The following is a 24,879-nucleotide window of genomic DNA, read 5'->3' on the forward strand; positions in this document are numbered from 1 at the left end:
GCCGACAGCGCCTCACAACCGCTGACCGTTGAACTCCAGTCCCAGATCCGGCAGTTCGGCAGCAACATCGACGTACTCGCACCCGGCGCGTTCGTCTCCCTGGTCGTGCCGGTGGTCGTGTTCTTCGCGTTCCAACGGCACTTCGTGCAGGGCGTGATGGCCGGGTCGGTGAAGTAGTCCTTCAGGGGTCGGCCTTTCCGACCCCTGAAGATGTCCTTTCCGCTGCTGCGCGGAACGGACAGCAGACGGGCGTGGTATCCCCAAATGCTGCCTGTCACAGCGAAGTTGAGCTCACATCTTGCGACCCCAGGCCGAGATCATCGGTGCGGTGGCCAGATCCATGGTTCCGGAGGCGATATTTGTCAGATGCTGGTCGATGTCGTCGTCCGTGGCGAGACCGGCGGTGACGAGCCGGTCCCGGATCTGGTGCATCATCGCGGATTCCAGTGCGGCGCTCGCGCGCGAGGTGACCGGAAAGAATGCGTCGGCCTCCACGCGGTGGAGTCCGGCGTTACGTAACAGGCGTGGGAGTCTGCGTCCATAGGCAACGTCGTCGCCGTGGTCGGAGAGCAGTTGATGGTAGGCACGTCGTAGCTTGTTGGCCAGTTGCTGGCCGGTGCTGTACTCGTCGAGGCAGGCCAGGGGTTGCAGGGCTGGGTCCGTATCCTCGACGAGAAGCCGTCCGCCGACGCGCAGGGATTTGACCATGGACCGTAACGCCCTTTCAGGGTCCGGAACATGGTGGAGGACGAGCCGTGTATGTACGAGGTCGAGTCCCGCTGCCGGCGGTTCGTCCACACCGAGGTCGTGGGACCGGACCTCGACCGGTGAGCGAAAGCCCGGGGCGACCCGAGACGTGTCGACGTCGGTTGCGATCACCTTTCCCGTCGGACCGACCTTCTTGGCCAGCCAGGACACCACAGAGGTGCCGCCGGCACCCACCTCCCAGCAGCGCCAGCCAGGCCCGACGCCGAGTGCTTCCAGGTGGCGGAACGTCGTGGGGCCGAAGATTGAGTCGAGGGGGTCGAGGTATTTGCCGGTCTCGACCTGGGGATCGTCGAGAAGAAAGCTATTGGTTCGCGTCATGCCTTGATGATCTCATTTTGTAGCGTTTTGCTACGGTGGCTGACACTCCGACGCGGCGAGTGTCAGTGGTTCCACTGACACCTGTGGCTGGATCAGGCCGCGTGCAGGGACGTGCCAGAGGGGCATGAGAGTGCTATCGCCGGCACGCAGGGGCTATGCCTGCTCGAGCTGCACATCCGCAGGTTGTTAGGAAGCGCTTATTTCCCGGATGAGCGTGTGGCTTTGACGGCGTACGCATGCCCATCACGAGCCTGGTGGAATCCCTGATGACGCGGACGGACGGCCGTCTCTGCAATGGCAGGTGGGATCTCCGCGAAGGTCGAGACGAGTAAGGAATAATCCGATCTCGATATACTTGCAGGTCTGGAAACTCCGGGGCCTGTCGGGCCTTCGATACCTTTCAAACACGATCGCCGAACCGAGCGAAGTGCAGCGACGTGTATTACAGGAAGGCGGAAAAGATCATGACGCGCAGGAAACAAATCGCCGCCCGGCGCCCTGAGTATCGAGAAGAACTTGCGCGTGGCACCGATCGATTCTACTTACCCCCGCGGACCGACTGCCCCTGGTGCGGTTCCCCGGAACTGCGTGAGCGGTTGCGCACCACCGACCTGGTCCAGCTCAAGCCCGGCCGCTTTGTGCTGGACGAATGCCGTGACTGCGGTCATGTGTTCCAGAACCCCCGGCTCAGTCCGGAGGGGCTGGACTTCTACTACCGGGACTTCTACGACGGCCTGGGGGAGGAGGCCACTGCGAAGCTGTTCCAGGGCAGGGGCAGCATCAAGCGCTTCCAGGCCAGCGCGCGGGCGATGCGCCGCTTGGCGCGGCCGGGCAACTGGCTGGACGTGGGCACTTCGCAGGGCCACTTCTGTCAGGCCGCCAGCGAAGTCCTGCCCGCGACGGTGTTCGACGGGCTCGACAACAGCGAGGGCGTGGAGCGCGCAGTCACAGAAGGCCGGATTGCCCGGTCCTACCGAGGCTTCTTCGTCGATCTCGTGGACGAGATGACCGAGCGGTACGACGTGGTGAGTATGTTCCATTACCTGGAGCACACACTCGACCCGAAGCTGGAACTGGCCGCCGCATGGACTGCGCTGCGTCCCGGCGGACATTTGATCATCGAAGTGCCGGACCCGGAGTCGGCCTATGGCCGATTGCTGGGCAGGTGGTGGGTACCGTGGCTGCAACCGCAGCACCTGAACATCATGCCGATCGCCAATCTCTGCAGAGAGCTTGAGGAACAAGGCTTCACTGTCGTGGCCACCGACCGGCGGGAACCACATATCCCGGCCGATCTGGTCTGCGCGACGTGGTTCCGGCTCACACGCATCCTGCCGCCGGACGATGCCCCATGGGTCCCCGAACGTCCGCGCTTCGCCTCGCGTCTGCTCCGTGTGCTCCTGGTACTGGCCGCCGCACCATTCCTGCTGACGGCCTGGGCCGCGGACCAGCTGCTCGCCCCTGTCGTGCGTCGCACCCGGCTGTCCAACGCTTACCGCGTCATCGCCCGACGCGACTGACCACGGGGACTGGCCAGCCAACCGATCCCCTCCCACCGCCGCTGCGGCTGCGGCAGTATCAGTTGCCGCCCTGCCCTGTCGCATCCGAACCCATCACGCCGATCCGCCGTGCCCCTTACCCGTTTGGGTCATTCGATCGTCACGTGAGCCGAGTGCCGAGCTCCTGTGTGCGTACTCCAGAGAATGGATGGGTGAGTGAGGCAGATTGTGAAGGGCTCATCGAAGCGATTGCTTGCGATGGTCCTTGCAGCCGGCGCTGTTGGGCTCTTGGGGATCCCGCAGGCCGCGACCATGCAAACAACGGCGGTTGCTGCTCGCACGGATGGCGGGGCCGGGAAGCAGTCGAAGGGTGCCATGGAGGTCGGACCTGCCGCAGAAGCACGGAAGGCCGGATCAGTCCACGCCGACGACCAGCCGGAGTTGTCGTACGTCGTGAACAGCAGGACCGATGCGGGCACAATCCGCGCGGTGAAGAAGGCCATCGCCAAAGCCGGCGGATCCGTGGTCGCCACACACAGCAGGATCGGCGTAATCGTCGCCCGATCAGCGAACGCGGACTTCGCCTCGAGCATGCGCGGCGTCAAGGGAGTTCACTCCGCGGGAGCCACCCGTACGGCGCCCCTGACCCCGGTCGGTGCTGACGTGGGCAAGCCGGAGAAAGTGCGCGCGCCCCGCTCGAGAACGGCCTGGACTCCCAAGCACGAGCCACTGGAATCCTTGCAGTGGGACATCGCGGCCATCAGGGCCGACAAGGCTGCCGCCAAAGCCGCCAAGTACACGCCGGGCAGTCGGAAGGTGACTGTCGCGGTCATCGACAGCGGTGTGGACGACACCCACCCGGACCTTAAGGACGCCTTCTCGGCGGAGCAGTCAGCCAACTGCGTGGGCGGCGTGGCTGACACTGCCAAGGGCGCCTGGCGGCCGTACACCGATGATGATTACCACGGCACACATGTGGCAGGCACCATCGCCGCCCCGCGCAATGGCAGGGGCGTGGCCGGCGTCGCACCGGGCGTGAGAATCGCCTCCATCAAGGTCAGCGAGCCTACCGGTCTCTACTATGGCGAGGCCGTCGTCTGTGCCTTCATGTTCGCGGCCGACCACAGTGTCGAGGTCACGAACAACAGCTACTACATCGACCCGTGGATGTTCCACTGCGAGAACGACCCCGATCAACTGGCCGTCGTGGAAGCAGTCGACAGGGCTGCGAAGTTCGCCGAGAGCAAGGGCGTCGTCCATGTGGCCGCCGCCGGCAACTCCAACTTCGACCTCGCTGCGAAGTCGATCACTGATACCTCGAGCCCCAACGACTCCACCCCCATCACTCGCAAGATTGATCCTTCCGTCTGTCTTGACCTCCCGGCCCAGCTGCCGGGCGTGGTCACCGTCTCCGCCACTGGCCCTGAGCGGCTCAAGTCGGTGTACTCCAACTACGGCTTGAACCAGATTGACGTTGCGGCACCCGGTGGCGATGTTTCCCAGACACCAGAGTCCCCCGCCAAGGACGGCCGGATCCTGTCCACCATGCCTGGTGGCGACTACGCGTATCTCCAGGGCACTTCCATGGCCGCGCCACACGCCGCAGGCGTCATCGCGCTCATCAAGAGCAAGCATCCTGATGCGAGCTCCCGGGACATTCAGTGGCGCATCAAAGCCCAGGCCGACAACCCGGGTTGCCCGAAAGTGTCGTCCGACTCGGACAGCGCCGACAAGGATCGTGCCAAGTGCACAGGCTCAGAGCAGGTCAACAGCTTCTATGGCTTCGGGATTGTCGACGCACTGGATGCCGTCACCAAGTGAATGAACAACGATAGCCCGCTGCGCGGCCATGAGCCGCTGCTGTTCCGTCAGGCTTGACCGCCGCAGTCGCCGGGGGCGGTGACCGTAGTGTCTCTGCCCCCGGCAGGGTTGAGGGTTGGCGTTGTGTGCTTGTGTTGAAGACGGCCGGCAACTGACGGGCTGCTGCCCTCGGCGGTGGGGGAGGTGTCCCGGGCCCTCAACCGCTCTTGGGCCGTGGTATGCGCGGCAGTATTGGACTCTTCTGCACCGGTGTCTGGGAGAACCAGTCCTCAAATGAGATGTGATCGACGGCAGCCCCCGATCGTTTTGAGGGCCACGACGCGGCTGCTCCGATTCCAGGGGTTTTGAAGGCGGCGAGAAGGTTTATGCCAATACTGGTGAGACGTCGGGAAACCTGGGTGATGGCAGTGTGGGCGGTATGGGGGGCGACCTTGAGGTGACGTGTGGCGGCTTCGGCTGCCGCGTCGTGGTTCCCATGGACCAGCATCAGTTCGATGAGTCGGGCGGCGTTGGGCCCGAGCTGAAATTGCCGTTGGGTAGCTGGGTCATGGAGAATCGTGATGTGACTGTTGAACAGCAGTAGCGGTGTATCGGCAGCGGCGAGAATGAGGTCGGCGGCAGGGCTGACCCGATTGAGTGCGGGTATCAGCCGCTGGCCGAACCCGGACACGCCCAGGTCGGTTATGCCGCTGGTCGCTGCGGCGCGCAGAGCGGTGAGGGCGTGGAGATACCGGGAGAGCCAAGGGCGCCGCTGATGTGCGGCATCCAGCGTGGTCAGGGGAATGGCCTCGTTGAGGCAGACCGAGCAGCCGGAGCCCACAAAGCGGCGGTAGGCGGACCAGGTGGCGGTGATTGAGGCCAGGCCGTCCTCCACGGTGCCGAGTGTGGTGCCCAGGGGGGTGGTCTTTACTTCGCTGGCGACGGTGATGTAAAGCCGACGGCGAGGGCCGCCACAGGTATGTGTGCCGCCAAGGACACATAAGTCGCACAGCTGAACCATGGGGTCGAGCAGTACGAGAGGGAAAGCACCGTATTTCTGGGCACGGTCGGCGTCGTAGAGGAAGGCGTAGAAGTCGCTCTCGTTGGTCATGCGTGCCAAGGTGGGGCCGAGTATTGCGAGTTCATGTGCGGCGGCGTATTCCTGGATTTCCACGATGAGATCCTCGTCAAGCAGAATCTCGTCGCCGGCCGTGATCAAGGAGCCCTCGTAGGGGACGACTATGGTTCCGTGCGTAATCGCCGGTGTATCGAGGGACGGGCAGAACACCAGGGTGCCGTGGCCGCAAAGGTCGCTGTCGAGGAGGCCGGGCAGCAGAGCGGCCGACTCAGTGAGGATGGTTCTTTCCGGGATGATGTCGCTTGGTGTCGGGAGTGCCTCTAAGCTTCCACGCCCCCAAGTGTTCAAGCGCCGTAAAATGCCTTCCATGGTTACCGCCTGTGATCGGTCCGATACCCAGCAGCTGTGCGCTTCTGGCATCCCCCGAGGTGCCGCCAGGCGGCAAGCCCACCGGCACTTCACTGCAGTAAGTAACGTCCATATTGTTAACAAATGTCTGATTAATCAATGGAAGCATGTCCTCACACGGGGGACAACCCCGTCGCCAACAGGCCAGCTCTACGTACCGGCGGGTCCGTTCGACGCCACAATCAGGCATGGGTGACCGGCAGTAAACCGGTACCTGGCTGACTGCATCTCCCTGGGCGAATTCGTTGGGACGCCCCTTGGGAGGAACACTGTTGGGAAAACTGGTCGATCGCGTCGACCAGCTCGCCGAGCTGAACCACTTGGCGCGCTGTGCACGGGATGGAACGAGCGGCGTCGTTCTCGTCGAAGGCTCTCCCGGCCTTGGGAAGACAGCCCTGCTCAATGAATGGACCGCTCAAGAACGTGGCCGCGGCATGCGGGTGCTGGCTGCTCGTAGCTCCGCCGCTGAACGTGACCTGCCGTTCGGTGTAGTACGTCAGCTCTTTGCGGGCACCGAGGCAGAGCACTTACCCCTAGCTGGTGCCGCATCGGTTCCGCAGGGACTGTTCCATGTCTTCGATGCCCTGCATCAGACGATCCGGACGCTGTGCGCGGAACAGGCCCTGTTGATCGCCGTGGACGACCTCGACTTTTGCGACGGGCAATCCATCCAGTGGCTCGGCTATCTCACACGGCGGCTGAGCGGCATACGTGCCCTTCTCGCCGCCACGTCCGCTCCTGACATGGCGAACAGACCCGCCCTGGGCAGGCCGAGCATGACGGAGTTACTTGACCACCCGCGATGTCGGCGGGTGGAGTTGGAGGCCTTGACCACGAGAGGTATCGAGCAGCTGCTTCGGCGGGATGATCACCCGTGCCCTGGAGATGGCGCGTATGTGATCCAGCGGCCCGCGGCGTCACTTGGTGCCTGCCAGACCGATGTCCGCCTGCCTGATGTCCTCCGAACCGCCACTGGGGGCAACCCCCGTCTCGTGCATGAGCTGCTGAGTGGCCTGGGGGAAATCGGTGCCGACCCGGGGTGCACCGGCGCTGAGACACCTTCCCTGGAGGAACTGTCTGAACGGGCACGGCAGTACCGGGCGCGGATGACGCACGCCCGGATCCGCCAGGAGCCGACTGAGACACTGGCACTGGCACGTGTGGCCGCGGTTCTCGGTGACGGAGCCGATCCGTATTTCGCCGCCATCGTGGCGGACCTTGATGAACGGGCCGCCGCCGCGGCAGTCCAGGCCCTGGAGCGCATCGGGGCGATGCGGTACGAGGCATCCGGCATGACCTTCGCCGACGCGGCGTTGAGGGCGGCTCTGGAGGGAGAAGTCGCCTTGGCCGAACGGTCCGCACTCCGACTGCGCGCCGCCCGGTTGAGTCACGATGCCGGTGCCGGCAACGAACAAGTGGCAGGGCATCTGCTGCGCATGGCAGGGCCGGTCCCTGAGCCGTGGGTGGTGCCGGCCCTGCGTTCCGCCGCGGGCGACGCTCTGCGACGTGGCGCTCCGGATGACGCCGCGACATATCTGCGCTGCGCACTGCGCCAGGCGGTGTCCGGGACGATACGCGAGCAACTCCTCACCGACCTGGGTCGGATGCTGCTCTACCGGGATCCGGCCGTCGCCTGCCGGTACCTCACTGAGGCCATCGCCACGGTCGAGGACCCTGGCCGACGAGGGCGGGTGGCAGCCTCGCTGTCCACCGCCCACCTGCTGTGCGGGCGGCTGGGCGCGGCCGTGGATGTGCTCGTCGAAGCGGGGGCCATGGTGCGGTCGACCTCTGCTGCGGCCTCGGGAGCTGATTCCACGTCGGCGACGTGGCAGGAGATCGACGCGCAGCTGCAGGTGCAATGCACGCTGGCTAGGGCAACTGGGGCAACGCACCGGCCGCTGACCCCCCTGAACCTTGAGGCCGACACCTTCTTCGACGCGGCCGCCCCCAGGCCCGACGCCGGGCAAGAAGTGTGGCGGCTGGGCATCCTGGCCTTGCAGCGTGCGCTGGCCGGGGAGTCGGCCTCGCGGACCCGCGCTCTGGCCATTCAGGCGTTCCGCTCCGGTCTCGCGGCGCGCGAGGGCTGTTCCGAGCTGGCCTTCTTCGTATCCCTCAGCTTTCTGTACACCGACGATCTGGATGACGCGGAACGGGCCTTCAGTGAGATCGGAAGAAGTGCCGAACGGTCCGGCGCGCGCATACTGCAGGCGGCGACCACACTCGGACGCTCCATGATTCACCAGGTCCGCGGTGAGGTCAGGGAGGCGCTGACCATGGCCGCCATCGCCGTGGAGGAGTTCTTCGAGCTGCCGCCGAGCTGTTTCCGCGGCAGTGCCGCCGCGCACATGATCACGTTGTTGTTGGACAACGGCCAGCTGGACGCGGCGCAGGCCTTCGCCCGCCGGACCGTCGGCAGTGGCGGTGACGGCGACATGGACAGTTGGGACACCGCAGTACTCAACCTGGCAACTGGCAGATTGCGAGCTGCCTGTGGGGACATCCCAGGTGCCCTCGTCCAAGTGCTGGACTGCGGACGCCGGTTGGAGCGACATGGAGTGGTCAACCCGGCGATGCTGACCTGGCGGTCCGACGCCGCGATTCTGCACTCAACACTCGGTGAGCGGGAACACGCACGCCGACTGGCGCACGAGGAGCTGCGGCTGGCGGAGCGGTGGGGGAGCTCGCGAGTAACGGGGCGAGCCCTGTGGGCGCTGGGCGTGGTCACCGGCGGCGAGGAGGGGCGGCGCATGCTGGCTACCGCCGTGGCGCACCAGGAGGCTGGGGGCGCCCAGTTGGAACTGGCCAGGACTCTGATCGACTACGGCGTGAGCGACTCGGCGGCAGGTGACCTGGTGCAGGGGCGGGCGCGCCTGCGTCGTGCGGTGGAGCTGGCGCGCCGGTGCGGGGCGGCCAGGCTCGTCGAGCTGGCGTCGGTCGAACTGGCCAAGACTGGGGCTCGGCCCCGCAGTTCGGGTAACGGCCGCTGGGCCTCCCTCACGCCCGGTGAACTCCAGGTGGCCCGCCTGGCGGCCGCAGGCGCTCGCAACCGGGAGATCGCCGCGAAGCTGCACGTCACCTCACGCGCCGTGGAACGCCATCTGACCAGCGCCTACCGCAAGCTCGGCGTGCCCGGTCGTGCCGATCTTGCGGCGCTCTTCGACTGTCCCTGAGCATCGGGACCCGTCGTGGCACGGGAGCAGTCGTGCGCCCATGTGCCCGCCCTTTTCATGGGTCTCGCTCATGAGGCTGTGACCGCGGTCACCGAACCCGACGATTCGGTGTCCGGTGGATGGCTGTTCGGTACACCGAACCGAATTGTGGATGGGACCCCACAATTCCCATCCTGGCTTGCCCCTGCCCATATCGGCGTGATCTCTTTTGCCATGCGGCGCGCCACTTCCGGTCAATGAATGAAATAGGCGGTGGCTTTGCCGCTCCGCGTGACGGGTCGACTGGTCATCTCCCGTTGGCGTAACGCGCCTGGCCCCTCACAGCAACACGTGCGGGGCCAGGCGCCGCGCCGCCGCGTCAACAACCTCTGCACTAGCTGGACATCGTCATGCCCCCGTTCAGCTGCCTACCCCTCCGGAGAGGATCATGAGCTCGGTGTCCCCGACTGCTTTGACGGCCTATCAGCGGGACATTTGGACGGCGAGTTCTCAGACGCCTGATCTACCCCGGTACAACATTGGTGGAGCACTGCGCATCTCCGGTGATGTCGACTTCTGCCTTCTTCAAGAATGTCTTCGACGCGGCGTGCAGCGCAATGACGCCTTTCATCTGCGTTTCGCCGAAAGGGATGGAGTTCCCGTTCAGTGGACGGATATTGAGCTACCCGATATCGAAGTCCTCGATTTCTCTGGAGAGGCAGATCCGCGGGCCGAGTGTCTGGCCTGGATGGAGCATGCGACCCGTAAGCCCTTCAACCTCAATGACGGTCGGATGTTCGACATGGCGCTACTGCGTGAGGACAAGGCTGTCGGCTACCTCTGCATCACCGCACACCACATCATCATCGACGGCTGGGGCATGGACCAGTTCGTGCGCCAGGTCCTATCGGACTACGCGCACGTCATACGCACAGGCTCCCCCCTGAAGATCACGCCGCTTTCCTATCTCGCATCCGCCGAGAACGAGGCTCGATACCGCGGTTCGTCTCGCTGGCAACGCGACCAGGACTTCTATCGGGAGACGTTCGCGAACCTCGACCCTCCCCTGTTTCCCGCCAAGGCCCCGACTGCCTTGGACGGCACCCGGCGCAGCGCCCGCCACAGCTTCCTGATCGAGCGGAAGCTCATCGACCGGATTCGTGAACAGGGGAACTCGGTCTTCGCGTTCCTCACCGCCGCGTTCGCGACTTACCTCTCCAGGGTGCACCGCTGTGAGGAGGTCGTGCTTGGCATCCCCTTCCTCAACCGGCATGGAATCGCGGAAATGCGGACCGTCGGTCACTTCGCCAACATGTTGCCGCTCCGTGTTGCCACGTATGGCCAGCAGTCGATGCAGGACATGGCGACGCAGGTCGAGGCGGCCACGTTCACCGCGAAGCGCCATGAGCGGCTGGCCCTTGGCGACCTGCTGCGTGCCCTGCCGTCGCGGGGCACCGGGCCTCGCCGACTGTTCGACGTGACCATCTCCTATCTGCGCCTGCCCAACCCCGAGACTGTCCAGGGGCTTTCGTTCGAGAAGGTCGCCCTCTCCCATGGCCATGACCAGGACGCGTTGACCGTCCATATCCGCGAGTACGACAACGCAGGTGACGTCTGCGTCGACCTCGACTACGCGCTCGACGTCTTCGACGAGGATTTTCCGGTCCAGGCTGTGGCCCGGCACGTCGAGCGACTGCTGAAGCAGGGGGTCGACCATGCCGGGGAGCCGGTGAGGAATCTGCCGATGCTCGCCCCCGAGGAACACGAGCTCCTCGTCCGGACCTGGAATGCGACCGACGCCGCTTACGCCAGTGACAAGACATTGCACGGTCTCTTCGAAGAACAGGCCGCCCGTACGCCCGACCGCGTCGCCGTCGTCGCGAGCGGAGGGCATCCGGCACTGACGTATGCCGAACTCAACGCCCGCGCCAACCAGATCGCACGGAACCTGCATGCCGAGGGCGTGTGTCCCGACGACCGGGTGGCGGTGCTGCTGGAGCGCGGCCCGGAACTGCCGATCGCGCTTCTTGGCGTACTGAAGGCCGGTTGTGCGTATGTGCCCGTCGACCCCGCCTACCCCGAGGAACGCATCCGCTTCCTGTTGGAGGACAGCGGCGCGAAGCTCGTCCTGGTAGCGGGCCAGACCAGCCGCAGCGAGGACGGCCCGCACCCGACGCCCCTGGCCACCGGGGCCCGCCGGTACTCCTTGGACGCGCTCCGGCGAGGCCCGGACGGGCCGCTTGAGGACACTGCCGGACCGCGCAATCTCGCCTATGTCATCTACACCTCCGGCTCCACCGGACGACCCAAGGGCGTCATGGTCGAGCACCGTTCGGTGGTCAATCGTCTGGCTTGGATGCAGCGGCGATACCCGATCGGGATCGCTGATGTGCTGCTGCAGAAGACTCCCAGCTCGTTCGACGTCTCTGTGTGGGAGCTCTTCTGGTGGGCCGTTGAGGGAGCACGCGTGGCCCTGCTTCCGGCCGGCGGAGAGAGGGAGCCCCAGGAGATTCTGCGCACCATCGCCGAACAACGCGTCACCGTGGTGCACTTCGTGCCGTCGATGCTCGGCCCGTTCCTCGATCTGCTGGAGAGCGACCCGGCACTCGCGGACAGCCTTGTGCATCTGCGCTTTGTCTTCTGCAGCGGCGAGGCCCTGCCGCCGCGCCTTGCCGAGCGGTTTCACCGGGTGTTCGCCGCCGCGGAAGCGCCAGCCCCTCAGCTGGTCAATCTCTATGGCCCGACGGAGGCCACCGTCGATGTCTCGTACTTCGACCTTGACCCCGGCCCGGCCAACGGCACTGGCCGACCCGTGAGCAGGGTGCCGATCGGGCGGCCGATCGACAATATTCGGCTCTATGTGCTCGGTCGGGACAACCACCCCCAGCCCATCGGCCTGCCGGGCGAGCTGTGTATCGCGGGTGTCGGCCTGGCGCGCGGTTACCTCGACCGCCCCGAGCTGACGCGCGAGAAGTTCACCCCGGATCCGTTCCGACCGGGGGAGCGTATGTACCGCACGGGCGATCTCGCCCGGTGGCTCGCGGACGGCACCATGGAATACCTCGGGCGTATCGACGAACAGGTGAAGATCCGCGGTCACCGCGTGGAGCTGGGCGAGGTGCAAAGTCGGCTGGCCACTTTCCCCGGAGTCCGGAACGCGGTCGCCGCCGTTCGGACGTCGCCCGCGCGTGGGATACACCTCGTCGGCTACTACGTCGCCGATGAAGTGGCCGACCCCGCGCAGCTACGCGCACATATGGCCACCGCGCTGCCGGAGTTCATGATCCCGGCGCACCTCATACGCCTCGACCGCATTCCGCTGACCCCGAATGGCAAAGCCGACCGCCGGGCGCTGCCCGCCCCCACACGCGCCGAATACGCGCCGGACAGCGCACCGTCGACCGCGGCAGAGAGAATCCTCGCTGCCGTCTGGAGCGATGTGCTGGAAGTGGAGTCCGTCGGTAACCACGAGAACTACTTCGCGCTTGGCGGTGACTCGATCCTGATGCTCAGGATCCGCGCCGAGTCGGCGAAGCGCGGAGTGCACTTCACGCTCAACGACATATACCGGCACCCGACGATCGCGGAGCTGGCCGCGCACGCGTCCGCGGAGCCCGCCCCCGAGGCCGACGCAGCTGTTGCGCTGGAACCGTTCGCTCTCGTCCCGGGTGCTGACCGGGCTCGCCTGGCGGCGGCAGAAGACGCCCATCCGCTCACCCAGCTCCAGCTCGGAATGCTGTACCACAGCCGGGAGCACGAGGAATCGGCCGTCTACCACGACGTCTTCCGCTACACGCTCGAAATGGACTGGGACGAGACCGCCCTACGGCAGGCCCACGGGCGACTGGTTACCCGCCATCCCGCCCTGCGTTCCTCGTTCGACTTGTCCGGCTCCACCCAGCCCTTGCAGATCGTCCATCGCCAGGCCGACGCCGGCGAAAGCCTGGAGATCGCCGATCTGCGCCCCCTCACCCCCGAGGCAGCCGACGCTGCCGTTCAGACGCATATCGACCGGCGGCGTCTTCACCGCTATGACTTCGACCGGCCCCCGCTTTGCCTGTTCCGGGTCCACCTGATGCCGTCCGGGGGAGTGGACCTCGTCTTGAGCTTCCACCACGCGCTCTTGGACGGGTGGAGTGTGGCGAACCTGATCCAGGAATTGCTCCGGGATTACCTGCACTTCCTCGGCGCAGACACGGAACCAGTACCAGAGGACCCTTTGCCCTCGTTCGCGATGCATGCACTCGATGAGCAGCAGGCCCTCGCCTCGAAGGAGACCCGGCAGTACTGGCGTGAGGTGCTCGGCGACGCCCCGCCCGCCCGCCTGGAGACATTCCGTCCGCATGAGGCACATGAGGTCACCGGCTTCGTCGTACGGCACGTCGCTCTGCCCGACCGGCTCACGGCGGCGGTCCGCGACTTCGCCCAAGCCAACGACCTGCCCGTGAAGTCGCTGCTGTTCGCGGCGCACTGCCTGACTCTCCAACTGTTCCAGGACTCGGATGAGGTCACCACCGGACTGGTCATGAACGGCCGCCCGGAGCAGACCGGGGCGGAGCGCATCGCGGGGCTGTTCCTCAATACCGTGCCGGTGCGGCTCGACGGCACAGCCAAGACGTGGCTCGAAGCGGTGCACCAGGCAGGGCGCGAGGAGCGCGACAGCCACCCGCACCGGCTCTATCCGCTCAGCGCGATCCAGGCGGAGCGTGGGGGCGAGGCGGTGCTGCAGAGCGCGTTCAACTACGTCAACTTCCATGTCTTCGGGCCGATCCTGCGGACCACAGGCCTGCGCCTGAGGGATGTCGAAATCTGGGAGCGGACGAACTTCCCGCTGTTGGTGAACGCGATCACTGACCCACGGGACGGGCGACTGAATCTGCGGATCGACTGCGACGGACATGCTTTCACCGCATCGCAGGCCGAACTCTTCGGCCACCGGTACGTCGAGATCCTGCAGCGCATCGTGGAATGCCCCGACGAGGAACCGGACTTCGGGTTCCTCACCGGGAAACCCGGTGACGTCGTGCGCGGCTTCGAGCGCCAGGTGCGGCGCACGCCGCGCGCGGTCGCCGTCACCATGTCCGGCGAGCAGTGGACGTACGAGGAACTCGACCGCGCTGCCGATCGCGTGGCACGACGGCTGCTGCGCCTCGGCCCACCTCCGAACGCCCGCATCGGGATCGCCATGGACCGCTCGCCGGAGATGATCGCCGTGGTCCTGGGCATCGCCAAGGCCGGTGCAGCCTGCCTCCCCCTGGACGTCGGCCACCCCGAGGAGCGAATCGCCGCCACGCTCGCGCAGGCACGACCGTTCCGCGTGATCTCACAGGCCCATCACACCCGTCTGGTCCCTGACGAGTGGGACGTACTCCTCGCCGAGTCGGTGGTCGCGGGCGCAGACGGTGAACCGGCCGGAAGTGACTTGCCTCCGCCGCCGCCCATCGCGCCGCAGAGCATCGCGTACGTCCTGTTCACCTCCGGCTCGACGGGCCGGCCCAAGGGCGTCGCCATGCCCCACCGGGCACTGGCCAACCTCGTGGCATGGCAGAACCGCGCACCCAGCGGCGCCGTCGGCGGAACCACGCTCCAGTTCGCTCCGCTCTGCTTTGACGTCTCCTTCCAGGAGATCTTCTCCACGCTGTGCGGTGGCGGCACCCTCCTGCTCGTGTCCGAGGAGCGGCGACAGAACATGGTCGTGCTGCTGCGTCTGCTCGACCATGAGGGCGTGGAACGGGTCTTCCTCCCGTACGTCGCTCTGCAGCAACTCGCCGAGACCGCTGAGACGCTTGGGCTGTATCCGCGCCGCCTGCGCGTGCTGGTCTCTTCTGGCGAGCAGCTCCGCGTGACCGGGGAAATCCGCCGGCTGTGCGCGGCGTTGCCGGGCTGCCTTCTGGAGAATCAGTACGGCCCGACGGAAACCCACGTGGTGACCAGCTTCCCGATGACCGGGGACTCGGCCGCTTTCCCGGATCTCCCGCCGATCGGACGGCCCATCGACGGCGTCGAGGTGCATGTGCTCGATGCCCGGCTGCGGCCGGTACCCGAGGGCGGCAAGGGCGAGATCCACATAGGCGGCGCATGCCTGGCCGAGGGCTACGAGGGGCAGCCCGAGCAAACACGGGAACGTTTCATCCCGCATGCTCTGCGCCCGGACGCCGGTCGGCTCTACCGAACCGGCGACCTCGGCCGGGTCCTGCCCGGGGGCGACATCGTCTGTCTGGAGCGCGCGGATGCCCAGGTGAAGATCCGTGGCTTTCGCGTCGAGCCCGGAGAGGCGGAGCTGGCTCTGGGGAAGATGGCCGAGCACTGTCCGGGACTGCGCGAGGTCGCCGTCGTGGCCCGGCAGCCGGAGGATGCCCCGGCATTCCTCGCCGCGTTCCTTGTCGGTGACGAGGCGTCGGTCGACCTCTTCGACGTCCGACGCAGGCTGCGCGCGTCGCTGCCCGAGTACCTCGTGCCCTCACGCTTTACCTGGTTGCCCAAACTCCCCCTCACTGCGAGCGGCAAGCGAAACGACGCGGCGCTGCGCACGATGCCGCTCGGCCCTCCGGTCCCGTCCGCCGAGCGCACCGAGCCGCGGGACCGTTGCGAGCGCGCTCTTGCCGAGATGCTGTCCGAGCTGTTGCAGGTGCCGGAGCCGGGAGTGCATGACGACTTCTTCGAGCTGGGCGGGACGTCGCTGACCGCGATGCGGCTCGTCACGATGATCGAGAAGCGGTACGGCGTGGAAGTCCCGCTGGCCGTTTTCGCCGAGGCGCCGACCATCGCCGCGCTCGCCGACAAGGTGCGCGGCGAAAGCACGATGACGGGCGCCGACCCCTTGGTGCCGCTGCGTACCTCCGGCACCCGGTCACCGTTGTTCTTCGTGCACCCCATCGGCGGCAATGTGCTGTGTTACGTCCGGCTGGCGCAACAACTCCCCGAGGACCGACCCGTTTACGCACTCCAAGCGGTAGGGGCTGAGCCGGGAACGGAGCCCCTGCGCAGCGTCCCGGACCTCGCCCGCAGCTATCTCGACGCGATGCGGAGCGTGCAGCCCAGCGGCCCGTACACGATCGGCGGCTGGTCCTTCGGCGGCTTCGTGGCGTTCGAGATGGCACGGCAGCTCAAATCCTCCGGCGAGGCCGTCGACCGGCTCGTACTCCTTGATTCGATCACCCCAGGAACGCTCCAGGCAGTGGCCGAGGAACAACTGCTCGAGTGGTTCCTGTGGGAGCTGCTCCGGCTGGACGGCAGCGGCGACGAACCGGTGCCGGAAATCCCGTCGGGCATCGGTGAGCAGGAGCGATTCGACTACGTCCTGGACCGTGCCGTTGCCGCTGGTGCCCTGGCCGCCGACTGCTCGACCGCTCGTATACGACGTCTCTTCCAGGTGTTCCGGGCCAACTGGCAGGCACTGCTGGACTACCGCCCGGACCGCTGCGATCAGGATCTCGCGCTCCTGCGCGCGGCGGCGCCGTTGCCGAAGGCGCTGGAACCGGCGCACAGGGCGGTCGGCAGTGCGCACCGCGACCCGAAGAACGGCTGGGGGGCATGGACCAGGGGTCGGATCGATGTCATCGAAGTGCCCGGCGACCATCTCCAGCTCATGGAGGATCCCTATATAGCCACCGTGGCACGGCGTATCTGTGAGGTGACCGGTTGATGCGGTCGGCATGGACCAGAACAGGCAAGAGGGGCAAGGCGATCGTCATCGGCGCGGGGATCGGCGGGCTGACTGCGGCGGTCGCCCTGCGCCGGGTGGGAATCGAGGTCGAGGTCTACGAGCGCGCCAGTGTGCTCCGCCCGGCCGGCACCGGTTTGTCGATGATGAGTAACGCCCTGGCCGCCCTCGGCTCCCTGGGCATCGATCTCGAATTGGACCGGCGCGGGCGGACCATCGAGACCTTTCACCTCTGTGATCCCGTCGGCCGCTCCGTCAGGCAGCTGCCGTTGAAGGAGATCGGTGACCGACTCGGGGCCCCCAGCGTCAACATTCATCGCGCAGACCTGCAACAGGCGCTCCTCGATGCGCTCGGTGACGAACAGCCGGTGCAACTCGGTGCGAGCGCCTTGGACTTCAGGTCGGAGGCGGACGGTGTCCGGGTACGGTTCACCGACGGCCGTGAAGCGCATGGGGATGTCCTGATCGGTGCCGACGGCTTCCACTCCGTGGTGCGCCATCAACTAGTGGGAGCGGAGAAACCGCGTGAGCCCGGCTACGTCTGCTGGTTGGCAGCCATCCCCTTCTCCCACCCGCGCTTCACCGACGGCTGTGTTCGACATTATTGGGGCGCCGGGCAGCGCTTCGGCCTCATCGACATCGGTCACGGCCGGGCGTACTGGTGGGGCACGAGGAACATGCCGACGGCGGCTGCCCGCGCGTGGAACGGTGGCAAGGACGAGATCGCCCGGGCCTTCGCCGGCTGGGCGGACGAAGTGCAAGAGGTAATCCGGGTCACTCCTGAGCAGGCCATCATCAGTGTGCCGGCCCAGGACCGCCCTTTCCTCGAACGGTGGGGCAAGGACCGGGTCACTCTGCTCGGGGACGCTGCCCACCCCATGCTGACCAGCCTCGGCCAGGGTGCGGGCACGGCGGTGGAGGACGCTGTGGTCCTGGCCCGCAGCCTGGCCTCGGCGCGTGACTGCAGGCAGGGACTGCGCGACTACGAGGCCCGCCGGCGTGTCAGGGTGCGGGGGATGGTGCACCTTTCCCATCGGCTCAGCCGGATCGAGCAGGAAGACCGGCGTCTGCCGCGCATGCTGCGCAACACCTACTTCCGATGGGTGCCGACAGGCGTGCTGTATCGCCAGAACATGTCCTTGCTGGCATTCGCGCCCACCTGGTGAGCACAGGCTCTCGGTCACCGTGGTGACCAGCACCCGTGTGACTGTGGGCTTCACCCAGATCGTCAACACCCTGCCGATTTTTGAGGATTGGAGCGATTTCGTGAGTACTCCGGTGAACGAGTGCCTTCCGGTGTTCCCCGCTCGGGATGGGGGTGGGCAGCTGAGGCACCAAGTGAGAAGGGAGCTGTTACGGGCAGCTCGCCTGAGACTCTTCACCCGCGTGACCAACGGCGGCATGAACGACCGGGCCGCATCATGACGGTACGGATGTACTCGACACCGGTGAACACTATGGCGGGTCCGACAGCGGCCTCGGTCTGCCGACCGCTTGGTCCGCTCGAACGCTGGTACTGGATCGCCGACCGGATCTCACCGCTCAACGTCATCGCTCGGACACAGGTGCGCGGGCGACTGCCGGTATCACTGCTGCGCCGGGCCCTCGACGAACTGCAGGACCGTCACCCGCTCCTCTCGGTTGCCATTCGTGCGGATCAGGACGGGCTGGACCCCTGGTTCGTACCACGGCTCGGCGCGATCCCGCTGCGGAGCCGACACCTTGAGGCGGGAGAAGGCGTGAAACTGGCCGCTTGGTGGGAGGTCGAGGTCGACGAGCGAGAGCTGCACGATCCCCTCGATGTGCACAGGGGGCCGCTGGCCCGCGCAGTCGTGCTCACCCGGACGGCACCGAACGGCACAGGTGAGCAGGTGCACGACCTGATGCTCACGATCTCCCACTGCATCGCAGACGGGACCACGGCCCTGGCGCTACTGGAGGAGTGGCTCCAGCACGCCGCCCGGCTCGACTGCGCGGTAGCCGGCTCAGCGGCTGTTCCGGGCCCGGACAGGTGGCCGATCCGGCCGGCGCCAGAGGCGATGTTCCCCCGTCGTCACCAGGGTCTTCCGGGTGCCGCAAACGCGATCACGCGGCAGGTGCGCGATCAGGTCAACTGGCGCCGGGCGCGCGCACGGCGGGTGGCTCCGAGCCAGTCAGTGCCCGGCGAACAGCGCCGCACCCGGCTGCTCCACCGGTCACTTTCCCCGGCGCAAGTCGACGCTCTGATCCGAGCCTGCAAGCGGGAAGGCGCGACCGTGCACGGAGCGCTCGCCGCAGCGATGATCGCCGCTGTCGCGGACGAGACCGGAGCCGCTCAGCCCGAGCACTACGTCATCGGCTCACCCGTCGACTTCCGCAGCGAGTTGCAGCCAGAGGTCTCCCCACGTGAGATGGGCAGTTACGTGGCGACGCTTCCCTCGTACGTCGCTTATCGTCCCGGAGAGTCCCTGTGGCGCACCGCTCGTGAGGTGAGTCGGGATCTGGAACGGCGTCGGCGCGAGGGCAACCACTTCGCCGCAGTCAACCTCCTGGGCCTGATCGGTCCGGAGACGGCCACGACGAGCGGTCCATTCCTGCAGCGTGTGGAATCCAAGGGCCCCGGCAATCTGTGCCTTTCCAACGTCGGGCGCTACGACTTTCCCGACAGCGTCGGGCCGTGGCAGGTCAGCGGCGCTCAGTTCATCGCGGGTATCTCAGTCTCGGGTTACGTCGTTGCCACGGTGAATACCAGCCATGACCATCTCCATTGGAATTTCACCTATGTCGAGGGCATCGTGTCGCGACCGCGTGCGGAGCGCCTGGTCACGACATGCGTCGACGCTCTCCTGGCCGCCGTTCAGCGTCCGTCGCACAGACGGTCCGTGCCCTCCGACGCGCTCTGCTCTTACTGAAGGAGTCATGTTGTTCGCACATCCCCGGCGCCTCCCACCAAAGGACCGGACCGTGGTCATCACCGGCGCGTCCTCCGGCCTGGGCAGGGAATGCGCACTCCACCTGGACCAGCTGGGATTCCGGGTATTCGCGGGTGTGCGGCGGTCCGACGACGCCCTGGCACTGACCGCGGCGTCGACATCCGGCCGACTGCATCCCCTCAAGCTCGACGTCACCCGAGAGGACTTGATCTGGAAGGCGGCCGCCCGCGTCTCGGAGGAGACGGGCGACGAGGGGCTGTGGGGCCTGGTCAACAACGCGGGGATGTGCCTCTCGGCTCCCCTGGAATGCCTTTCACCCGAGGCATTGCGGTACCAGATGGAGACCAACCTCATCGGCCACTTCGCTGTGACTCGGGCATTCCTGCCGCAAACACGGAAAGCGCAAGGCCGGATCGTCAACGTGAGTTCTGGCCTCGGCCGGATCGCCAGTCCCTACCTGGGTGCCTACGCGGCGACACAGTTCGCCAAAGAGGGGCTCAGTGATGCGCTCCGCCGTGAGCTCAGACCGTTCGGCGTGGCTGTGGCGGTGGTGCAGCCGGGTGCGATCAGCACTCCGATCTGGGGCAAGATGCGCGAAGCCGCTCACGACATCCTGAGCGGGGCGTCGCAGGAGGTCGCCGACCTCTATAGTCCGTCGTTTCTGAGATTCCTGGAGCGGAACGAACAGCGGGCCCGGTCGAGCACGACGCATCCGGAAGGCTTCGCCAAGGCTGTCGCCCACGCCCTCACGGCGGGTCGGCCGAGGACGCGCTACCGCGTCGGCCGTGACGCGCGGACCACCAGTGTGCTGGCGCGGTTGCTGCCGGACGCCGTACTGGACGCGGCCTTCGACGCAGTCGTCGCTACGCGGCGGGTACGAGCGCGGGAGTCGGTTGCCGCTCCGTCGTGACGGCCGATGGGCGGTTTCGTGGGTGGTTGGGCCGCCGCCCACCCAACTGGCTCAGGAGGTGAGGGCAAGATCGCACCACACCCTGGTTCCACCGCGCTCGGTCAATGTGCCCCATTTTTGTGCCAGTTCACGGACGAGCAGCAGGCCGCGGCCGTGTTCGTCCGTTGGCGAGGCGGCGACCTCATGGAACTCCTGGTGTGATCCTCCGTTGTCGACGACCTCTATGCGAAGGACGCTGCCGCTGACCGCCAGCGCCAACTGCACAGCTGAGGAATCTCCGTGGATCACAGCGTTGGTGAACAGTTCCGAAACCAGCAGGCGGGCCGTCGCAAGCACATCGCTGCCCGAAGCGACTTCCCAACCCTGAAGGACATCTTTGACGAATTCCCTTGCAGCCGACACGGAACGCGGGTCGGCACGAAGGATGATGGAAGCCGCCTGGTCGGCCGGCTGTTGCCGTAGCCCCCACTGACCCGACGACGTCCGCGCAGCTGCACAGCATGGCGTCATCAGTCCTCCGTTGCGACGGTTCTTCAACGTTCTTTGGGCACTACCGCCTGCAAGCAGCACAGTGAGTACCTTCGCCAGTCGCATGTGAACCCCTAGGTCAAGAAGTCAGTGGACGGGAGCGGCCCGTGCCGACGGAGCCGGATTGCACGCTGGGCGCAGCACTACAAGGAGGCGCCCTCGCAGGTCAGAGGCCCGCCCGGCGCCTCGACGCGGATCGCGCCGATCGGGGGGACAGAACCCTCCCCATGTCGTGCATTCCTTCGATCTCGCGGCCCGACCGAGCGGCGATCCTGACAGCGAGCACAGTGCCGGCGGCCGCTTCGCCTTGCCGGGTGGCAGGCGTTCGCGCTCCAGCCACGGCCGCAGCGCCGAAGGTCGCATTCGTGCCGTCCTCGGCAGTCCGCGCCGGGTGCTCTGGCGTCGTCATTGCTGGCCCTTCTGTATCGAGCGTGTGCGCTGCTACTTGCTCTGACACGACGGGGGAGTATTTGTGACGTGATGCCCGGGATTTCTGAAGGTGATCACTGTGCGTGCTCGATTGGTGGCGTACGGTATGATTGCCGGGGTAGAGGATGAAGGGGGCGTCGCAAGCAGCAGCTTGTCGAAAGCGTGCAGGTCAGCCGCTAGCCCCTTGAACGCCATGCGAACATCCCCGCCGAAGGAGCCGACCCGCGAGTTTGAATCCGGGATGGTTTGAGGGGGGAAGGTGCATGCTGAAGCAGAGCTGGGGGAGCGCCATCGTTGGTGGCAGCGGTGTACCCGCAGGGTTTTACGGTTTGATCATGCATTCCGACGCCGCTGCCACTGGCGCAGTGCGGTCTTCTGTCATTCTCAACAGGGAGATCCGCGCTTTGTGGCGGCGAGCAGGAGGGCATCTTTCGACGCCTGACGAACGCGCCGAGTATGAGCGGTTACTGGCGGAGTGGCTATCTTCTGTTCAACGTGAGAGGGCCGAGATCCAGAGCATTCCCTGAGCTCTTCTTCGAGCCGCAGTACCTTTCGATTGAAGACGTCAGGCAGTGAGCCGACGGTGTTCTGAGCGGGCCCGCCGATCGCGACAGGTGCTCTCAGCGCGGCGCCCCTACACATCGAGCGACACTGCCGATGGCCTCCAACTGGCCAATCATCATGATCCGCAGGACAAGCCGGTTGGTTGCTGGACTCGGTGAATTCCCGTGTATAACTTCTTCGCATGGCACCAGCAAGCTTCTGTCTGGAGCCTGAGTTCCTTCGGGTCGTGAAATAGGAATGTCTGAGGTTGGGCCACTGGCCGCAGTTCTCCCGACGTCTTTGCAACGTCCAGCCCATCCCGCCTGAGAGAGGACAGCTGAAACCGGTTTCGGGCATGCAGTCATGGAGAAAGGATTGCCTATGTTCTTAGGTGCGCAGCATGCGGCGGGCGAAGGAGAGCACTATTTATCGATGTATGCGGTTCGGCAGCGGGAGTTGAACCGGGCTTCAGCCAGTTTGTGGGCGTGCTACGCACGTCACCGCGCGAAGGTGACCGAATGCGTGGTGGCTCATGCTCCCGCGACGCCGGGGCGTTTGGTGGTGCTGGGGGCAGGCAATTGCAATGACCTTGAGCTGGGCAGGGTCGTGAAGGCCTTCAGTACGGTTCACCTGTTGGATCTCGACTCCGTTGCCATGGAGATGGGGGTCGAATGCCAGGGGATGAGATCTGCACCTGGGCTGCGGATCCATGGAGGAGTGGATGTAACCGCACCGCTGGACGACTCCCTAGGGGTAAACGGAGCAGACGTGGTGGTCTCGGCTGCCATACTCTCTCAACTGATCAGCGGTGCAGTGGAAGAGGGGCAGCAGGCTGAGGGCCTACTCCGAGTGCGAGATGCGCACCTTCAGACCATGCTCGGCCTGCTTCGCCCTGGTGGTCACGGCCTGCTCGTCAACGACATGGTGTCCTCCGACACCTGCCCTCAACTGCACTCCACGCCGCAAGACCGGCTTTCCACGCTCCTTCCGGCTCTGTTGGAAGAGCGCAACTTCTTCACCGGGTGCAATCCGCTGGCGATCGTGGAGCGGCTCAACGGGCCGCTCTTAGGGGCAACCGGCGTCGCTGTCAGCTCGCCGTGGCGCTGGGACGTAGGCACACGCAGCTACCTCGTGTGCGCTGTGTCCTTCCGGCGCCCGCATGAGAGTGCTACGCGCAGGCCTGGCCAAGACGCCGGCGAACACTCATGAAGCCGACCAGAGCACGCCATCATTGAGGACGATGCGCGGGTGCCTCACAGTCTGGATGAGACTCTGCCCGCTGTCCCTCGGATATGCCTGCAAGGTGGCCCACGCCCGCCTGGGTCTCGGCGCGAGTCGCCCCGTTCCTGTGCCACGGTCGCGCTGTGGCTCAATACGGGACCGTTGATGAATGGTTCGATCTTCGCCTCGTGCCTGAGCAACGAACTCAAACAAAGTCCAGCCGGCCGACTGTCGTTGCTCCCCTGCCCGCCCGAGCGAGGTCAGGATCTAGGTTCAGGAAATGCCTCAAGTGCTGTGCTGGCAGGCGGAGATGCTCGATGCCTCGCAGGCCACGAATAGCTGTCCCGGAAGGGGCACCCATGCCTCTGCGGCGTGGATCGCCCTCCTAACCCAGCATGTCCTCGAACAGCCGAACACCGGCCGTGGTCGCCTCCACGCACTCACTCAGCACCATGAGAGGCACTGGCGGCTGTGGCTATTGAGGGCACGACACCCCAGGCAGCACATGCGCGGCCGCACATCACTTCGCCAGAAACAGTCTGAATCAACCCAGTTTCAGACTTCTGTAGATGGACCGGCGGCGTCTCGGATCCGTTGACTTTCCTTACCCGACTACTCCGCACGTTCGGCATATGTCTCCTCCCGAATTGGCTCCATCCGTGACCGCTTCTCTTTGAAGGCTGAGTCGTTTGGAAATACATGCACGCATACGGGCACCCATATGATCAGTCCTATCGATCGCTTCCGTCCTTACCGCCGCCCCGGAGCTTCGCACAGAGCACTCCTGCCACGCCCATCTATGACGCCCTCTACGCGGAGTGGGTCGACTCCTTCCGGTCTACGCCGGGTGACCGCAGCGGCGAGGAGGTACTGATCCCTGCTGAATTCGGGAGCAATTCGCACGCCACGAGTTCGGGCGCCGCTCACGTAGTCGAGTCGTATAGCAGTTCCCACAACGCCTACGGTGCGAAGACCCCCAGCATGCCCAGCAGTGCTGGGAGAGAAGGGCATTGGCAGCGTGTTGCGTCGATCGGGCAGCACACGCCTGAGATGCAGCAAATCGCGGCCGAGCTGCCCTGGCGAGAAACTTTCGACCCGCGAACGGCGCGACCAACGGGTGCACACGAGACCTCATTGGGTGAAGGCTTGCAGATGGCGTCCCTCGTGCCACCGACCTGGCCTCCTCCCTCCGTCCGATCCAAGGTTTAGCCGTCGATAATTTCGATGATGAGTAAATCGGATATCGCCAACGCGACATCTTCCCGCTGCCGTGAGGAAGAATGATTACCTGACATTTCTCTTCTCTCTGGACTGGCGGCGCCCGAAAAAGGGTGCTCACTCATTTAGCTCGTCCGTTCGTCATACGAGGTAGGCGCTGAGATCTTTACCAGCGCGTCCGGTCTGAATGAACAGACGTCGCGGGCGTATGTCCAGTTACGGGAGATTGTTGGTGATGGAGTTACGGCAGCGCCGGCGTTGGGCCGGTGGGATGTCTTTGGCGTTATCGAGTGCGTTAGCGGCGTCGCTTGCGGCGACGGGTTTGGTGTCTTCGGCGTGGGCTGATGCTGGGGATGGTCAGGCGACGGTTCGTGTGGTGCGGGAGGTGAATGCCAACGGTAAGTGGGATTCGGTGCTGGAGCCGGGCTGGGCCGG

General features: G+C 65.7%; 12 protein-coding genes and 1 pseudogene. 10 read left to right on the plus strand and 3 right to left on the minus strand.

What is annotated here, in order from left to right:
- A pseudogene (locus tag ACZ7NC_RS41025) lies at window positions 1-177 on the plus strand (carbohydrate ABC transporter permease); the annotation flags it as partial.
- A gap of 114 nt (window positions 178-291) precedes the next feature.
- On the opposite strand, the gene ACZ7NC_RS41030 reads toward ACZ7NC_RS41025, so the two are convergent.
- Entirely contained in the window at window positions 292-1,086 is a 795-nt protein-coding gene (locus tag ACZ7NC_RS41030; protein ID WP_471496633.1) for a methyltransferase, read from the minus strand.
- Between the two features lie 437 nt (window positions 1,087-1,523).
- Here ACZ7NC_RS41030 and ACZ7NC_RS41035 point away from each other — a divergent pair, with 437 nt between their 5' ends.
- Window positions 1,524-2,606, plus strand: coding sequence for a class I SAM-dependent methyltransferase (locus ACZ7NC_RS41035; protein WP_471496635.1), 1,083 nt, complete (start codon window positions 1,524-1,526; stop codon window positions 2,604-2,606).
- A 291-nt stretch (window positions 2,607-2,897) separates the two neighbouring features.
- The gene (locus tag ACZ7NC_RS41040) at window positions 2,898-4,406 is read left to right on the plus strand and encodes a S8 family peptidase (RefSeq protein ID WP_471496660.1); all 1,509 of its coding nucleotides are present in this window, start codon (window positions 2,898-2,900) and stop codon (window positions 4,404-4,406) included.
- 196 nt (window positions 4,407-4,602) lie between these two features.
- Here ACZ7NC_RS41040 and mpaB read toward each other — a convergent pair whose 3' ends face one another.
- On the minus strand, window positions 4,603-5,832 hold the full coding sequence (gene mpaB / locus ACZ7NC_RS41045; protein WP_471496637.1) for a daptide biosynthesis RiPP recognition protein: 1,230 nt from the start codon (window positions 5,830-5,832) through the stop codon (window positions 4,603-4,605).
- Between the two features lie 311 nt (window positions 5,833-6,143).
- On the opposite strand from mpaB, the gene ACZ7NC_RS41050 reads away from it, so the two are divergent.
- From ACZ7NC_RS41050 to ACZ7NC_RS41070, 5 genes are all read left to right on the plus strand, one after another.
- Window positions 6,144-9,041: a helix-turn-helix transcriptional regulator gene (locus tag ACZ7NC_RS41050; protein ID WP_471496640.1), complete on the plus strand. Its 2,898-nt coding sequence runs from the start codon at window positions 6,144-6,146 to the stop codon at window positions 9,039-9,041.
- A gap of 427 nt (window positions 9,042-9,468) precedes the next feature.
- The gene (locus ACZ7NC_RS41055; RefSeq protein WP_471496643.1) at window positions 9,469-16,665 is read left to right on the plus strand and encodes an amino acid adenylation domain-containing protein; all 7,197 of its coding nucleotides are present in this window, start codon (window positions 9,469-9,471) and stop codon (window positions 16,663-16,665) included.
- A complete protein-coding gene (locus ACZ7NC_RS41060) occupies window positions 16,665-17,849 on the plus strand; it encodes an FAD-dependent monooxygenase (RefSeq protein WP_471496645.1) in 1,185 nt (394 codons plus the stop codon). The genes ACZ7NC_RS41055 and ACZ7NC_RS41060 overlap by 1 nt, the downstream gene beginning before the upstream one ends.
- A gap of 267 nt (window positions 17,850-18,116) precedes the next feature.
- Window positions 18,117-19,574, plus strand: a complete 1,458-nt coding sequence (locus tag ACZ7NC_RS41065) for a phthiocerol/phthiodiolone dimycocerosyl transferase family protein (RefSeq protein WP_471496647.1) — start codon at window positions 18,117-18,119, stop codon at window positions 19,572-19,574.
- 7 nt (window positions 19,575-19,581) lie between these two features.
- Window positions 19,582-20,505, plus strand: a complete 924-nt coding sequence (locus tag ACZ7NC_RS41070; protein WP_471496649.1) for an SDR family NAD(P)-dependent oxidoreductase — start codon at window positions 19,582-19,584, stop codon at window positions 20,503-20,505.
- A gap of 51 nt (window positions 20,506-20,556) precedes the next feature.
- On the opposite strand, the gene ACZ7NC_RS41075 is transcribed toward ACZ7NC_RS41070, so the two are convergent.
- Complete coding sequence (locus ACZ7NC_RS41075) at window positions 20,557-21,099, minus strand: ATP-binding protein (protein ID WP_471496652.1); 543 nt, start codon at window positions 21,097-21,099, stop codon at window positions 20,557-20,559.
- A gap of 626 nt (window positions 21,100-21,725) precedes the next feature.
- On the opposite strand from ACZ7NC_RS41075, the gene ACZ7NC_RS41080 reads away from it, so the two are divergent.
- The gene (locus ACZ7NC_RS41080) at window positions 21,726-21,989 is read left to right on the plus strand and encodes a hypothetical protein (RefSeq protein WP_471496655.1); all 264 of its coding nucleotides are present in this window, start codon (window positions 21,726-21,728) and stop codon (window positions 21,987-21,989) included.
- Window positions 21,990-22,368: 379 nt separating this feature from the next.
- Window positions 22,369-23,214 (plus strand): hypothetical protein, encoded by an 846-nt coding sequence (locus ACZ7NC_RS41085; protein WP_471496658.1) that lies wholly within the window; start codon window positions 22,369-22,371, stop codon window positions 23,212-23,214.
- Window positions 23,215-24,879 lie beyond the last annotated feature (1,665 nt).

The organism is Streptomyces sp. NPDC111802, assembly GCF_055634335.1.

What these genes read in the sequence shown, in the direction of transcription:
- ACZ7NC_RS41060 (WP_471496645.1), top strand. Translation starts at nt 16,665, where the DNA reads ATGCGGTCGGCATGGACCAGAACAGGCAAGAGGGGCAAGGCGATCGTC.
- ACZ7NC_RS41085 (WP_471496658.1), top strand. Translation starts at nt 22,369, where the DNA reads ATGGAGAAAGGATTGCCTATGTTCTTAGGTGCGCAGCATGCGGCGGGC.
- ACZ7NC_RS41040 (WP_471496660.1), top strand. Translation starts at nt 2,898, where the DNA reads ATGCAAACAACGGCGGTTGCTGCTCGCACGGATGGCGGGGCCGGGAAG.
- ACZ7NC_RS41030 (WP_471496633.1), bottom strand. Translation starts at nt 1,086, where the DNA reads ATGACGCGAACCAATAGCTTTCTTCTCGACGATCCCCAGGTCGAGACC.
- ACZ7NC_RS41065 (WP_471496647.1), top strand. Translation starts at nt 18,117, where the DNA reads ATGTACTCGACACCGGTGAACACTATGGCGGGTCCGACAGCGGCCTCG.
- ACZ7NC_RS41055 (WP_471496643.1), top strand. Translation starts at nt 9,469, where the DNA reads ATGAGCTCGGTGTCCCCGACTGCTTTGACGGCCTATCAGCGGGACATT.
- ACZ7NC_RS41080 (WP_471496655.1), top strand. Translation starts at nt 21,726, where the DNA reads ATGCTGAAGCAGAGCTGGGGGAGCGCCATCGTTGGTGGCAGCGGTGTA.
- ACZ7NC_RS41070 (WP_471496649.1), top strand. Translation starts at nt 19,582, where the DNA reads ATGTTGTTCGCACATCCCCGGCGCCTCCCACCAAAGGACCGGACCGTG.
- mpaB (WP_471496637.1), bottom strand. Translation starts at nt 5,832, where the DNA reads ATGGAAGGCATTTTACGGCGCTTGAACACTTGGGGGCGTGGAAGCTTA.
- ACZ7NC_RS41075 (WP_471496652.1), bottom strand. Translation starts at nt 21,099, where the DNA reads ATGCGACTGGCGAAGGTACTCACTGTGCTGCTTGCAGGCGGTAGTGCC.